Origin of the sequence: Rhodococcus sp. LB1 (assembly GCF_001583455.1) — a bacterium.
Taxonomy (GTDB): Bacteria; Actinomycetota; Actinomycetes; order Mycobacteriales; family Mycobacteriaceae; genus Rhodococcus_F; species Rhodococcus_F opacus.
This window is the reverse complement of sequence record NZ_LTCZ01000033.1, coordinates 33,419-47,628: the sequence shown is the minus strand read 5'-3', so window position 1 is coordinate 47,628 and position 14,210 is coordinate 33,419. Positions and strand designations below refer to the sequence as shown.

At 67.0% G+C, this 14,210-nt stretch carries 14 protein-coding genes; 10 read left to right on the top strand and 4 right to left on the bottom strand.

Features of this window, described 5'->3' with window-relative positions:
* Positions 1 to 100: 100 nt before the first annotated feature.
* Positions 101 to 1,006, top strand: coding sequence for a DMT family transporter (locus tag AZG88_RS06235; protein ID WP_005247438.1), 906 nt, complete (start codon positions 101 to 103; stop codon positions 1,004 to 1,006).
* Here AZG88_RS06235 and AZG88_RS06230 read toward each other — a convergent pair whose 3' ends face one another.
* Complete coding sequence (locus AZG88_RS06230; protein WP_005571116.1) at positions 1,007 to 1,528, bottom strand: 2'-5' RNA ligase family protein; 522 nt, start codon at positions 1,526 to 1,528, stop codon at positions 1,007 to 1,009.
* 19 nt (positions 1,529 to 1,547) lie between these two features.
* Here AZG88_RS06230 and AZG88_RS06225 point away from each other — a divergent pair, with 19 nt between their 5' ends.
* The 4 genes from AZG88_RS06225 (at position 1,548) to AZG88_RS06210 (ending at position 5,485) form a co-directional block, all read left to right on the top strand.
* A complete protein-coding gene (locus AZG88_RS06225) occupies positions 1,548 to 2,645 on the top strand; it encodes an isocitrate/isopropylmalate dehydrogenase family protein (protein WP_061697215.1) in 1,098 nt (365 codons plus the stop codon).
* Between the two features lie 148 nt (positions 2,646 to 2,793).
* Positions 2,794 to 3,723: an ABC transporter substrate-binding protein gene (locus AZG88_RS06220; protein WP_005247432.1), complete on the top strand. Its 930-nt coding sequence runs from the start codon at positions 2,794 to 2,796 to the stop codon at positions 3,721 to 3,723.
* Between the two features lie 20 nt (positions 3,724 to 3,743).
* Positions 3,744 to 4,727, top strand: a complete 984-nt coding sequence (locus AZG88_RS06215) for an amino acid ABC transporter permease (protein WP_005247430.1) — start codon at positions 3,744 to 3,746, stop codon at positions 4,725 to 4,727.
* Positions 4,724 to 5,485, top strand: coding sequence for an amino acid ABC transporter ATP-binding protein (locus AZG88_RS06210; RefSeq protein WP_005247428.1), 762 nt, complete (start codon positions 4,724 to 4,726; stop codon positions 5,483 to 5,485). Before AZG88_RS06215 ends, AZG88_RS06210 begins: the two co-directional genes overlap by 4 nt.
* A 39-nt stretch (positions 5,486 to 5,524) precedes the next feature.
* Here the strand turns inward: AZG88_RS06210 and AZG88_RS06205 are convergent, their stop codons facing one another.
* Positions 5,525 to 6,418, bottom strand: a complete 894-nt coding sequence (locus AZG88_RS06205) for a class I SAM-dependent methyltransferase (protein WP_005247427.1) — start codon at positions 6,416 to 6,418, stop codon at positions 5,525 to 5,527.
* A 249-nt stretch (positions 6,419 to 6,667) separates the two neighbouring features.
* Here AZG88_RS06205 and rpsA point away from each other — a divergent pair, with 249 nt between their 5' ends.
* Positions 6,668 to 8,152: a 30S ribosomal protein S1 gene (gene rpsA / locus AZG88_RS06200; RefSeq protein ID WP_025432847.1), complete on the top strand. Its 1,485-nt coding sequence runs from the start codon at positions 6,668 to 6,670 to the stop codon at positions 8,150 to 8,152.
* 147 nt (positions 8,153 to 8,299) lie between these two features.
* Here rpsA and AZG88_RS06195 read toward each other — a convergent pair whose 3' ends face one another.
* On the bottom strand, positions 8,300 to 8,518 hold the full coding sequence (locus AZG88_RS06195; RefSeq protein ID WP_005247422.1) for a hypothetical protein: 219 nt from the start codon (positions 8,516 to 8,518) through the stop codon (positions 8,300 to 8,302).
* A 170-nt stretch (positions 8,519 to 8,688) separates the two neighbouring features.
* On the opposite strand from AZG88_RS06195, the gene coaE reads away from it, so the two are divergent.
* Entirely contained in the window at positions 8,689 to 9,903 is a 1,215-nt protein-coding gene (coaE, locus tag AZG88_RS06190; protein WP_061697214.1) for a dephospho-CoA kinase, read from the top strand.
* Position 9,904: 1 nt separating this feature from the next.
* Here the strand turns inward: coaE and AZG88_RS06185 are convergent, their stop codons facing one another.
* Entirely contained in the window at positions 9,905 to 10,423 is a 519-nt protein-coding gene (locus AZG88_RS06185) for a DUF402 domain-containing protein (RefSeq protein ID WP_005260402.1), read from the bottom strand.
* A 77-nt stretch (positions 10,424 to 10,500) separates the two neighbouring features.
* On the opposite strand from AZG88_RS06185, the gene uvrB reads away from it, so the two are divergent.
* From uvrB to AZG88_RS06170, 3 genes are all read left to right on the top strand, one after another.
* Entirely contained in the window at positions 10,501 to 12,663 is a 2,163-nt protein-coding gene (gene uvrB / locus AZG88_RS06180; RefSeq protein ID WP_005260403.1) for an excinuclease ABC subunit UvrB, read from the top strand.
* A 30-nt stretch (positions 12,664 to 12,693) separates the two neighbouring features.
* The gene (locus AZG88_RS06175; RefSeq protein WP_025432845.1) at positions 12,694 to 13,566 is read left to right on the top strand and encodes an SCO6745 family protein; all 873 of its coding nucleotides are present in this window, start codon (positions 12,694 to 12,696) and stop codon (positions 13,564 to 13,566) included.
* 188 nt (positions 13,567 to 13,754) lie between these two features.
* Positions 13,755 to 14,207 (top strand): universal stress protein, encoded by a 453-nt coding sequence (locus AZG88_RS06170; protein ID WP_005247414.1) that lies wholly within the window; start codon positions 13,755 to 13,757, stop codon positions 14,205 to 14,207.
* Positions 14,208 to 14,210 lie beyond the last annotated feature (3 nt).

Genomic DNA, 14,210 nt, shown 5'->3' with positions numbered 1-14,210 from the left:
TCGTGGTACTCCTCGTGTTCCTGGCGCTCGACGCGCTGGCGCTCGCCGGCCGCACGCCCGACACGCACAACGAAGTCACCCAGCACGGGGACTTCCGGTTTTGAGAGGGAATCTGGCGGTCCAGTACGCGGGCACGGCGCTCGCCTGGGGCGCGAGTTTCCTCTTCATCAAGGTCGGCCTCGACGGCCTGTCCTTCACGCAGGTCGTGCTGTGGCGACTCGTGTTCGGGGCGGTGACGCTCGGTGCCGTCCTCGGACTCACCCGGACACGGTTGCCGCGCCAAGCGGCGACGTGGGCGCACCTGTCGGTACTGGCGGTCGCCCAGTGTGTGGTGCCGTGGTTGCTGTTCAGCTGGGCCGAGCAGAGCATCAGTTCGGGCTTGGCCAGCATCTACAACGCGACCACGCCGCTCATGACGATGTCGGTGGCCCTGGCGTTCCTGCCGGGGGAGAAACTCACGGACGCAAAGCTGTTCGGCCTCCTGCTCGGATTCACGGGGGTGGTCGTGGTGCTGGCGCCGTGGCAGGCGGGGATCATCGGCAGCGTCTCCGCCCAGCTCGCGTGCCTCGGCGCCACCGCGTCGTACGGTGTGGCACTGGTCTACCTGAGGCGGTTCATCCTTCCGCGGGGCGTCGGCACGCCCACCATCGCGTTCATGCAGGTGTCGATCGCCGCTGCCGCCATGGTCCTCGCCGCCCCGTGGGTCGCGAGCACGCCGATGCACCTGACTCCCGCGATCGTCGCGTCGATGATCGGGCTCGGGGCGTTCGGCACCGGGCTGGCGTTCGTGTGGAACACGAACGTGGTGCGCGGCTGGGGGCCCACCGCGGCCTCCACCGTCACCTACCTGACACCGGTGGTCGGCGTCGTGCTCGGTGCGGTCGCACTCGACGAGAACATCTCCTGGAACCAGCCTGTCGGGGCACTCGCGGTGATCGCGGGAATCGTCGTCACCCAACGGTCTTCGCGCAAGGCAGCCGACGCGGTCGCCGTGGACGCACCGTGATCACGGTGGTGCCGTGACGACCCACTCGCGTTTGGCGTCGCCGTCCCACCGGCGCACCACCGACGCCCGGCCGATGATGTCGCCGCCGTCGAGGAGCCGCGCGGCCTCCGCGATCTGATCGGCCGGCAGTCGCCGCGCGAGAGTCACGTGCGGCGTCCACTCGCCCGGGCGGATGTGCGGCGTGATCTCCGTAGCGTGCGCCGCGAGATCGAACACGCTGCGGTGCAGGGACAGCAGCGCCTTCGACGGCACCACCAACCGGGACAGCGTGACGTGCCTGCCGCCGAACATCACGAGCCCGCCCAGCCGGATGTGGAACGAGGGCGTCGCGATCCGGCGGCCCAGCAGTTCGTCGATCTCGGGTGGGATGTGGCGTGCCACGAACAGGGTGATGTGGGGCCGATTCGATTCGGCGCGAACGCGAGTGCGGCTGGGCATCCCGGCATCCCACAGGCGTTGCCACTCCGCGCGCACGGCAACGTCGGTCGCTTCGTCGAACAGCAGTTCCACCGACTGGACCATGGTAGGCAATGATGGCCTCATGAGCGGTGCTACGGCAAACATTTCCGATACCCGGATCGGGGTGCTCCTCGGCGACGGCATCGGTCACGAGATCGTCCCGGCCACCCAGCGGGTGGTCTCGGCCGCGGTGACCGCGGCAGGAGGCGGCGACGTCGACTGGGTGGAACTGCCCCTCGGCCTCGGCGCCATCGAGTCGCACGGCACGCCGATCCCCGAGTCCACGCTCTCCGCGCTGGACGAACTCGACGCCTGGATCCTGGGCCCGCACGACAGCGCCGCCTACCCGGAACCGTTCCGCGGCCGGCTGACCCCCGGCGGGGTGGTGCGCAAGAGATTCGACCTCTTCGCGAACATTCGCCCCGCGCGCTCGCTCGGGGGCGTCGCCTCGACGGTCCCGGACATGGACCTGGTGATCGTCCGGGAGAACACCGAAGGGTTGTACGCGGATCGGAACATGTTCGCCGGCAGCGGCGAGTTCATGCCCACTCCGGACGTGGCGCTGGCGGTCGGCGTCGTGACGAGGAAGGCGTGTGAGCGCATCGCGCACACCGCATTCGCGCTGGCGCGCACACGCGGCCGGCACGTCACGATCGTGCACAAGGCCAACGTGCTGTCGATGACGACCGGGCTGTTCCGCGACGTCTGCCGGGAGGTGGGGGAGCGCGACTACCCGGACGTGCGGATCGACGACGAGCACGTGGACGCGATGACCGCGCATCTCGTGCGCCGGGGAGCCGATTTCGATGTCGTGGTCACGGAGAACATGTTCGGCGACATCCTGTCGGATCTGACCGGGGAGCTGTCCGGCTCGCTCGGTACGGCGCCGTCGATCAACCGTTCCGAGACCCAGGTGATGGCGCAGGCGGCGCACGGCGCGGCACCTGACATCGCCGGGCGCAACCGCGCCAACCCGACGGCGCTGATGCTGTCGGCCGCGATGATGCTGGAGTGGCTCGGGGACCGCCGCGCGGACCGGCATCTGGCCGGCGCGGCCCACCGGATCCGCGACGCCGTCCGCGTGACGATCGCATCCGGCGTCGCCACGGCTGACCTGGGTGGACTCGCGTCGACCAGTGAATTCACGGAGACGGTCCTCGCCCGCACACTCCGTCGCTGAAACCGCCGCCACAGGCCGCGGCAGGCCGTTAATGTTCGGTAACGACGTCCGCAGATGTGGGTGCCGTAACCTACCGTTCGACTATTCGGAGTTCGAGAGTTCTCCGTCGCCGTAGCTCGCTCGGTGTACCACGATTTCCTTGGAGGACATGCCAGTGTCTGGTCGATCCGTCTTCGCGCGAGGCCGAGTGGCCCGCACCATCTGTGCACTGGCGGGTGGCAGCGCTCTGCTGCTCGCCGGCTGCGCCAGCAACACCGAGGGCGGTGGTACGCCGTCCGGCGAAGAGACCGTCGCCGTGGAAGTCGACAAGGTGGATGCCATCGCGGCGACGCTGCCGGAAGAGATCGCCTCGTCCGGCAAGATCATCGTCGGTGTCAATATTCCGTACTCGCCCAACGAGTTCAAGGATCCGAGCGGCAAGATCGTCGGCTTCGACGTCGACCTCGTCGATGCGGTGGGCAAGGTGCTCGGCGTGACACCGGAGTACACCGAGGCGGACTTCGACAAGATCATCCCGTCGATCCAGGCCGGCAGCTACGACATGGGTATGTCGTCGTTCACCGACACCAAGGAGCGCGAGCAGTCGGTCGACTTCACCACCTACTTCAGCGCCGGAGTGCAGTGGGCGCAGCCCGCCGGTAAGTCCGTCGACCCCACCAACGCGTGCGGCCTGCGGGTCGGCGTGCAGACCACCACCATCGAGGATCTCGAGGAGGTGCCCGCCAAGAGCGCGGCGTGCGTCGCGGCCGGGAAGCCGCCCATCGAGATCGTGAAGTTCGACAGCCAGGACGACGCCGCCAGCGCCGTCGCACTCGGCAAGGTCGACGCGATGTCCGCCGATTCGCCCGTCACCGCGTACGCGATCAAGCAGAGCGAAGGCAAGATCGAGGCTGCGGGCGAGGTCTTCGACGCCGCGCCGTACGGCTGGCCCGTCGCGAAGGGTTCGCCGCTCGCGCAGACCCTCCAGCAGGCGCTGCAGCACCTCATCGACGACGGCACCTACCGGACGATCGCGGAGAACTGGGGCGTCGAGGCGGGCGTCATCACGACTTCGCAGATCAACGGCGCCACGAGCTGAGCGGTTGACGAGTGTCTGACGTGGAGAAGGCCCCGGACCGGTCCGGCACCGAGCCGGGGCAGGAACCGGAGCCAATCAAGGCGATTCCGCTGCGGCGGCCCGGCCGCTGGATCGCCGCGATCGTGGTCGGCCTGCTGCTGGCGCTGTTCGTCAACGGTGCACGCACCAACGAGGCGTACCGCTGGGACATCTACGCCCGCTATCTGTTCGATGCACGGATCTCGGCCGCGGCGTGGAACACCATCCAGCTGACGATCCTGTCGATGGCGATCGCCATCATTCTGGGTGTGGTCCTCGCCGTCATGCGGCTGTCTCCGAACCCGGTGCTGAAGGCGGCGTCGTGGGGTTACCTGTGGATCTTCCGCGGGACTCCGGTCTACGTGCAGTTGGTGTTCTGGGGACTGTTCCCGTCCATCTACAAGCAGCTGGATCTGGGAATCCCGTTCGTCCACCAGTTCGTGCACATCGATCTGCAGGGAATCAACGCGGCGTTCCTGTTCGCGGTGATCGGGCTGGGACTCAACGAGGCCGCGTACATGGCCGAGATCGTCCGTGCCGGCGTGAACTCGGTCGCCGAAGGGCAGACCGAGGCGTCGGTGGCGCTCGGTATGACGTGGTCGCAGACCATGCGCCGCACGGTCCTGCCGCAGGCCATGCGAGTGATCATCCCGCCGACCGGCAACGAGCTGATCAGCATGCTGAAGACGACGTCGCTGGTCACCGCGGTGCCGTACAGCCTGGAGTTGTACGGACGTGCCAGAGACATCTCGGGCGCGAACTTCCAGCCCATCCCGCTGCTGATGGTGGCCGCCACCTGGTACCTCGCCATCACCAGCCTGCTCATGATCGGCCAGTTCTACCTGGAGCGGTACTACTCGAAGGGTGCGTCCCGCAAGCTCACCCCGCGGCAACTGCAGGCGCTCGCCGACGCGCAGGGCAAGCCGCTCGTGATCGAACCCGGGCCGGAGACCTTGCCCGACACACCCGGAGGGGAACGACGATGACGCCGATGGTCAAGGCGGACCGGGTCTGCAAGAACTTCGGGGCGCTGAAGGTACTCAAGGGTGTGTCGCTGGAGATCGACGCCGGCCAGGTCCTGTGCCTGGTCGGGCCGTCGGGCTCGGGGAAGTCGACGTTCCTGCGGTGCATCAACCACCTCGAGCAGGTCAACGCCGGGCGGCTGTACGTCGACGGTGAGATCGTCGGGTATTCCGAGCGGGGCGGCAAGCTCTACGAACTCCATCCCAGGGCGGCCGCGAAGCAGCGCCGCGACATCGGGATGGTCTTCCAGCACTTCAACCTCTTCCCGCACCGGACGGCACTCGAGAACATCATCGAGGCGCCCATCCAGGTGAAGAGGCTGAGCAAGAAGAAGGCGCTCGAGCGAGGACGTGATCTCCTCGAGCAGGTGGGCCTGAGTGAGAAGGCGGACGCGTACCCGGCGCAGCTGTCGGGTGGTCAGCAGCAGCGCGTCGCGATCGCCCGCGCGCTGGCGATGGATCCCAAGCTGATGCTGTTCGACGAGCCGACGTCCGCCCTCGACCCGGAGCTGGTCGGGGAGGTGCTGACCGTGATGAAGGATCTTGCGGCCGGCGGCATGACGATGGTCGTCGTCACGCACGAGATGGGCTTCGCGCGCGAGGTGGCCGACCAGCTCGTGTTCATGGACGCCGGCGTCGTCGTGGAATCGGGCAACCCCCGCGAGCTGCTCGCCAATCCGCAGCACGACCGCACCAAGCTGTTCTTGTCGAAGCTGCTGTAGTGGCCTCCGGCCCCGTGAGTACTTCTCAACCGCGGGCGGTTAAGAAGTACTCACGGGTTTGCGGCAGCTGAAGATGGCGGTGCCGGGGAAGATCTGTCCCCGCAGCGGGCTCCACTGCCCCCATTCCCGGTCGAGCCACTCGGGCCACTCCGGCTCGATGATGTCGCGCACCTCCAATCCTGCCGCCACGATCTCGCGCACCCGGTCGCCGATCGTCCGGTGGTGCTCGACGTAGGTGGGGACGCCGTCGCCGTCGACCTCCACGTACGGCGTGCGGTCGAAGTAGGGGAGCGACGCAGTGAGCCCGCGTGGGCCCGGATCGTCCGGGAAGATCCAGCGGATCGGATGGTTGACGGCGAAGACCCACAGCCCACCCGGGCGAAGAATGCGCGCCACCTCGCTCATCACCTGCTGTGAGTCCGCCACGAACGGAACTGCTCCAAAAGCCGAACATGCGATGTCGAAGCTCGCGTCGGCGAAGGGGAGGTGCTCGGCTCCCGCATGAACGAGCGGCACGGTCGCGCCGCCCGCCCGCATGGCCTCGACTCCGCGGGTCAGCATCGACATGGACAGGTCGAGCCCGACCGCCCGGGCGCCCCGGCCGGCGAGCCACCGCGCGCAGGGAGCGGAACCGCAGCCCACCTCGAGGACGTCCTTGCCTGCCACGTCACCGAGAAGGTGGTAGTCGCCCTCGTGGAGTCCCTCCGGACACCAGACGAACTCACCCTCGGACGAGTCCACGCCGAGGAACTCGCCGTGGGTGCGGTGGTAGTCGTCCGCATCGGCGTCCCACCAGGCACGGCTCGCGCGTTCGCTGGACTCCGAATCGACGCGGACGCGGCTCACCCCCGATGTTCCGAGGACGCTGTTGGCGGTGCCGTGACGGTCGTCTTCGGGCGAGAGGGGAGAATCGGACGGGCGAGGATCGGGCATGGGCAACAGAGTAGAGCGTGGGAACGTGCCCGGGTTTGCCCAGCTTGCCCACGGGCGCGTAGCCTATTGCACGCGAGTGTCTATGTGTGCGGCATCGGATTCGGTTCAGTTCGAGTTTGTTCGGTTCCAGTCGGGTGTCGTTCACTGCGCTTGCGGTGATCTGATTCGGCGGAATGTTTCGTCGGTTCAGGTTGCTTGTCCGACAGAACACCATCAACCGACCACAACCCGTCCGGAGCAACTCAACACATGCCCTCCACCACCGTGACCTCGCCGCAGGTAGCCGTCAACGACATCGGCTCCGCCGAGGACTTCCTCGCCGCCATCGACGCAACGATCAAGTACTTCAACGATGGCGACATCGTCGAAGGCACCATCGTCAAGGTCGATCGCGACGAGGTCCTGCTCGACATCGGTTACAAGACCGAAGGCGTCATCCCTTCCCGTGAGCTCTCCATCAAGCACGACGTCGACCCCAACGAGGTCGTCTCCGTGGGCGATGAGGTCGAAGCTCTCGTCCTCACCAAGGAGGACAAGGAAGGCCGACTGATCCTGTCGAAGAAGCGCGCTCAGTACGAGCGTGCCTGGGGCACCATCGAGGAGCTCAAGGAGAAGGACGAGGCCGTCAAGGGCACCGTCATCGAGGTCGTCAAGGGCGGCCTGATCCTCGACATCGGCCTGCGTGGCTTCCTCCCCGCTTCGCTCGTCGAGATGCGCCGTGTCCGCGATCTGCAGCCGTACGTCGGCAAGGAGATCGAGGCCAAGATCATCGAGCTCGACAAGAACCGCAACAACGTCGTCCTCTCGCGCCGTGCATGGCTCGAGCAGACGCAGTCCGAGGTTCGCAGCGAGTTCCTGCACCAGCTGCAGAAGGGCCAGGTCCGCAAGGGCGTCGTGTCCTCCATCGTCAACTTCGGTGCCTTCGTGGACCTGGGCGGCGTCGACGGCCTGGTGCACGTGTCCGAGCTGTCCTGGAAGCACATCGACCACCCGTCCGAGGTTGTCGAGGTCGGCACCGAGGTCACCGTCGAGGTTCTCGACGTCGACCTGGACCGCGAGCGCGTCTCCCTGTCGCTCAAGGCGACGCAGGAAGACCCGTGGCGTCAGTTCGCCCGCACGCACGCCATCGGCCAGATCGTGCCCGGCAAGGTCACGAAGCTGGTTCCGTTCGGTGCCTTCGTGCGCGTCGAAGAGGGAATCGAAGGCCTCGTCCACATCTCCGAGCTGGCCGAGCGCCACGTGGAGGTCCCGGACCAGGTTGTCGGAGTCAACGACGATGCACTCGTCAAGGTCATCGACATCGACCTCGAGCGTCGTCGCATCTCGCTGTCGCTGAAGCAGGCCAACGAGGACTACAACGCCGAGTTCGATCCGTCCAAGTACGGCATGGCGGACAGCTACGACGAGCAGGGCAACTACATCTTCCCCGAGGGCTTCGATCCCGAGACCAACGAATGGCTCGAGGGCTTCGACAAGCAGCGTGAAGAGTGGGAGAACCGCTACGCCGAGGCTGAGCGTCGCCACAAGATGCACACCGCTCAGATGGAGAAGACCGCTGCAGACGAGGCCGCCGAGGCTGCCACCGCTGCTGCCGGCTACTCCTCCGAGTCGGGTGCCGGCGACGCCGACGCCGCTTCGTCCGCCAGCACCTCGTCGTCCGAGTCTGCCGGCGGATCGCTGGCCAGCGACGCACAGCTCGCCGCTCTGCGCGAGAAGCTGTCGGGCAACGCCTAGCACGTCCGCCTGACTCGTCAGGCAAAGCCGAAGACCCCGCTCCTGCACTGCAGGGGCGGGGTCTCGTCGTTGCCGGACATCCCAACATGACTGTGGCCCAACCTCTCCGGAGGTTGGGCCACAGTGAGTGTCGGGTGAGGCGGGTACTCAGTTCGCGGTGGCGGGAATCCAGTAGCCGGACGACGACTGCACCTCGGCACGCTTGCGCATCGTTGCGAAACTGTGCCTGCCCTGGCTGATGAGTGCCGTGAGCCAGGTCCGGCGATGCTCCGCGAGTGCGGACGCCACCTCGGGGATCTCGATGCAATGCACCCCGCCCGCAATGCCGAGGCGGTGCCGACCGAACTGGTTGCGGTGATCGCGCATGGCGTTCCTCTTCTTCGAGAAGGTGCAGGTCGGGTGCGTTCGCTAGAACATAACCGACCATGTCGGACATCTGTGGTATTTGGGGCAGGTGAGTCTGCAGAGAGGGAAGAGGGTGGAGATCGGCGAGGGACGTGCGTACTCGTTCCGCGGCGGGTGCAACACTGGGAGGCGTGTTGAGAATCGGCCTCACTGGAGGCATAGGAGCCGGTAAGTCCACCGTGTCGAAGGTCCTCGCCGAACTCGGGGCCGTCATCGTCGACGCCGATCTGATTGCGCGGGAGGTCGTCGAACCCGGAACACCCGGCCTCGCCGCCCTCGTCGACCGGTTCGGTGAGGAGATCCTGACGGAGGACGGCGCACTCGACCGGCCTGCCCTGGCAGCGCGTGCCTTTGCGGAGGACGAATCACGGCTGGCGCTGAATTCGATCGTCCACCCGCTCGTCGGGGCGCGCACCACCGAGACGATCGAATCGGCGCCACAGGACGCGATCCTCGTTCAGGACATTCCGTTGCTGGTCGAGGGCGGAATGGGCGCGGCGTTCCACCTGGTCGTCGTCGTGTTCGTCGATGCCGAGGAGCGGGTGCAGCGGCTCGTCGGATCGCGGGGGATGCCCGAGACCGATGCGCGGGCGCGGATCGCAGCCCAGGCGGACGACGATCAACGGCGGGCGGCGGCCGACGTCTGGCTCGACAACAGCGGCGCCCCGGGCGCGCTCGAACCGGAGATCCGGGCACTGTGGTCGGAGCGTCTCGTGCCCTTCGAGTCCAACATCCGCACACGGTCCGTCGTCCGTGTCCTGCCCGAACTCGCCCCGCCGAATCCGCAGTGGCCGGCGCAGGCGGACCGGTTGATCGCTCGATTGAGACTGGTGTGCGGCGATCGCGCCGTCCGGATCGACCACATCGGGTCGACGGCCGTCGAAGGATTGCCCGCCAAGGACGTCATCGACGTCCAGGTGACCGTCGCGAACCTCGAGACGGCCGACGACCTGGCAGAATCTTTCGCCGACGCCGGGTTCCCTCGCATCGAGCACATCACCGCCGACGACCCGAAGCCCGCGTACCAGGGCGGAGAGACCGACCCGGCGCTGTGGGGCAAGCGAATCCACGGCGGCGCGGATCCGGGCCGGCCCGTCAACATCCACGTTCGGGTCGACGGGTGGCCCGGACAGCAGTTCGCGCTCGTGTTCCGCGACTGGCTCCGCGCCGACACCGACGCCCGCACGGAGTACCTCGCGGTCAAGGAAGGTGCGGCGGAGAAGGCGGCCGGGCACACGGACTACCGGGACGCGATCACCGCCTATGCGGACGCGAAGTCCCCGTGGTTCGATCGCGCCTATCACCGGGCGTGGGAATGGGCCGAGCAGACCGGCTGGACCGCGTAGGTCACCGCCAGTCGATCGGCATGCCGATCGAGGCCAGCCAGCGGCCGAGGTCGTGGCCGTGCGCGGCGATGCCGTCGATCGCCGTGGTGGCGGTGAGGATCGCCTGCTCGACCGTCGCGGTGTCGAGCAGGCCGGTGCTGTGCGCCTCGATCAGCTCGTCGACGTCGAGGAGTTCGGTGTCGCGGCCGGTGCGCACCACCAGATCCAGGTAGTGGTCCTCCGACTTCCACACGTCGTCACCCCGGGTGAAGGTGCCGATGTCGACATAGTGGTCCTGATCGCGCTGGTGGTAGGGGTGGTAGTGGAAGATCGACGCGCGCAGACCCAGGTCGGGGAGCAGCCACGACTCCAGGTAGTGGAACTGGCGGTGGTCGGAGGTGCGCGCCATGTACAGCCCCCACGGTTCGACCCGGTAGTGATCGACGTGGCGGACGAAACCCTTGGGGTCGGTGTTGGTGTGATCGCGAAGGTCGAAGTATTCGACCTTCGGTGGGTGGATGTCGTGACTCGCGCCTGCCATGGTGGGGAACCTACCGGGTTTTTCAGCTGACCGAGATCGTCGGGGAGTTTGTCGGTACCTGCGCCTACCCTGGTTGCATGGCGTTTGCATCCGAGCACCCCGTGGTGGCACATTCCGAGTTCCGTCCCATCGGGGATATCGAGCGGTCGGAAGCGCGGTTCGAGGTGGTCAGCGACCACAAGCCGGCCGGCGACCAGCCCACCGCGATCGCCGATCTGGAACGCCGTATCAACGCCGGTGAGAAGGACGTGGTCCTGCTCGGCGCCACCGGTACGGGCAAGTCCGCGACCACGGCGTGGCTGATCGAGAAGGTGCAGCGGCCCACCCTGGTGATGGCGCCGAACAAGACGCTCGCCGCGCAGTTGGCCAACGAGCTGCGCGACATGCTGCCCAACAACTCGGTGGAGTACTTCGTCTCGTACTACGACTACTACCAGCCCGAGGCGTACATCGCGCAGACCGACACCTACATCGAGAAGGACTCGTCGATCAACGACGACGTCGAGCGACTGCGCCACTCGGCGACGTCGAGCCTGCTCTCGCGGCGGGACGTGGTCGTGGTGGCGTCCGTGTCGTGCATCTACGGCCTCGGCACCCCGCAGTCGTACCTCGACCGGTCGGTGCAGCTCGAGGTCGGTGTGGAGGTTCCGCGCGACGCTCTGCTGCGGCTGCTGGTCGACGTGCAGTACACCCGCAACGATCTGGCGTTCACCCGCGGATCCTTCCGGGTGCGCGGCGACACCGTCGAGATCATTCCCTCGTACGAGGAGCTGGCGGTCCGGATCGAGTTCTTCGGCGACGAGATCGAGGCGCTGTACTACCTGCATCCCCTCACCGGGGACGTGGTGCGGAAGGTCGACTCGGTGCGCATTTTCCCGGCCACGCACTACGTCGCGGGTCCCGAGCGGATGGAACGCGCCGTCAAGGACATCGAAGCCGAACTCGAGGAACGGCTCGCCGACCTCGAGAACAAGGGCAAGCTGCTCGAGGCGCAGCGTCTCCGGATGCGCACCCAGTACGACCTCGAGATGATCAAGCAGGTCGGGTTCTGCTCCGGCATCGAGAACTACTCGCGTCACATCGACGGTCGTGGACCGGGCACTGCGCCCGCCACGCTCATCGACTACTTCCCGGAAGACTTCCTCCTCGTCATCGACGAGTCCCACGTGACGGTCCCGCAGATCGGCGCGATGTACGAGGGCGACATGTCGCGCAAGCGGAACCTCGTCGAGTTCGGGTTCCGGTTGCCGTCCGCCACCGACAACCGTCCGCTGACGTGGGAGGAGTTCACCCAGCGCATCGGGCAGACGGTGTATCTGTCGGCCACACCCGGCAAGTACGAGCTGGGGCAGGCCGGCGGGGAGTTCGTCGAGCAGGTCATCCGCCCCACCGGTCTCGTCGACCCCCAGGTGGTCGTCAAACCGACCAAGGGGCAGATCGACGACCTCGTGCACGAGATCCGCGAACGCGCGGACCGGGACGAGCGCGTCCTCGTCACCACGTTGACGAAGAAGATGGCGGAAGATCTCACCGACTACCTCCTCGAGCTCGGTATCCGGGTGCGGTACCTGCACTCGGACATCGACACGCTGCGACGGGTCGAGCTGCTCCGGCAGCTCCGGCTGGGGGAGTACGACGTTCTGGTGGGTATCAACCTGCTGCGTGAGGGCCTCGACCTTCCCGAGGTGTCGTTGGTCGCCATCCTCGACGCCGACAAGGAGGGGTTCCTCCGGAGCTCGACCAGCCTCATCCAGACGATCGGCCGTGCGGCTCGTAACGTCTCCGGCCAGGTCCACATGTACGCCGACAAGATCACCGACTCGATGCAGCACGCGATCGAGGAGACCGAGCGGCGGCGTGAGAAGCAGATCGCCTACAACGAGAAGATGGGCGTCGATCCGCAACCGCTGCGGAAGAAGATCGCGGACATCCTCGACCAGGTCTACGAGGAAGCCGAGGACACGGCCAGCGGAGTCGACGTCGGCGGTTCCGGACGCAACGCCACCCGCGGGCGCCGTGCGCAGGGCGAGGCCGGGCGCTCGGTCAGCGCCGGGGTGTACGAGGGTCGTGACACGAAGTCGATGCCCAGGGCGGAGTTGGCGGACCTGGTCAAGGAATTGACTGATCAGATGATGAACGCCGCCCGTGATCTGCAGTTCGAACTCGCCGGACGACTGCGCGACGAGATCGCCGACCTGAAGAAGGAACTGCGCGGAATGGACGCCGCGGGCCTGAAATAGCGACGGCGCCGAGGCAGTACGGTCTGAAGTATGGATGCACACAACGCAGGTCGTACCGCCCGGTCCTTGGAGCTGCTTCATTCCCTCAGCTATTTCGTTCCCGAGGTCGAGGATCGTCTGGTCGAGGCGGGACTCGAGCCGGGTCGGATGGGCTACTTCGCGGGCCGCTCCGCGCCGATGGGCGCGGTCGGTGCGGGCGTCGTCACTGCGACCTTCTTCAACTTCAGTCCGGCAGTGATCGAGTCGGTCATTCCGCGTGCCTGGGGTCTGGCCTCGCCCGCGGCAGTCGTCGAGGCGCGGTACCGGGCGGTCGGGGAGGCGTATGTGCGACTTCTCGGCGAATCGGTGACGAGTTCACCGGAGATGGCCGAGGCCGCCGAACTCGCGTCGATCGCGGCCCGGGGGATCCCGGGTGTCGAGGGCAGGCCGCTGTATGCGGGGTACGCGGAGGTGGCGTGGCCGGACGCACCGCACCTCGCTTTCTGGCATGCCCTCACATTGCTGCGGGAGTACCGCGGCGACGGTCACGTCGCCGCCCTGCAGACAGCGGGACTGAGCGGACTCGAATCGCTGATCACACACACCGCGACCGGGTTCGGCTTCCAGAAGAAGTTCGCGATCACGCGCCGTGCCTGGACCCAGGACCAGTGGGACTCGGCATGCGAGAGTCTCCGTGACCGGGAGATCCTGGACGCCCGGGGCGAACTCACCGCCGACGGTAAGGAACTCCGGGAACTGGTGGAGGACCTCACCGACGATCTCGCGCTCGCCCCGTGGGCCGCGCTGGGGGAGGACGGGGCGGCCCGGCTCGTCGCACTCGCGACCCCGTGGCGTGACGCGATCGTCGCGGCGGGGGTGTTCCCCGCCGGCGTTTTCGGTCCCAAGGTCGGCACGTCGCGCTGACGCCGATCACAGCCCGCACGCATCCGGAATGTGATCCGTCATGCACTGGGGATATCCCTTGTGGCATGTGTTGCAAATGCACCTATGCGGGCAGCGATACGGCTAGGGTCAGCGCAGTGGCTGCTGGGTCCAGGCATGACGTATGTCCGGACCCCGGCCAATTGACCACCGCAGACATGGAGGAATGAATGAGCGCCTACCGGACCGTTGTCGTCGGAACCGATGGCTCCGAGTCGTCGTTTCTGGCCGTCGAGAAGGCTGCTGCCATCGCGGGAGACGCCGGTGCCAAGCTGATCATCGCCTGCGCGTACTACCCGGCCGATCCGAAGGACGTCGGGCAGGCCGCCGACGCGCTCGGCGACGAGGCCTACCAGATCACCGGTTCCGCCCCGACGTACGAGATCCTCCGCACCGCGAAGGAGCGCGCCCACGCCGCCGGCGCCAAGGAGGTCGTGGAGCGCGCTGTCGTCGGTGCCCCCGTCGAGTCGCTGCTGAACCTGGTCGACGAGGTCGAGGCCGGTCTTCTGGTGATCGGCAACCGCGGACTCAACACGCTCACCGGGCGTCTCCTCGGCTCCGTTCCGTCGGATGCCGCACGCAAGTCGACGTCCGACGTCCTCATCGTCCACACGGTGCGCTGAGAC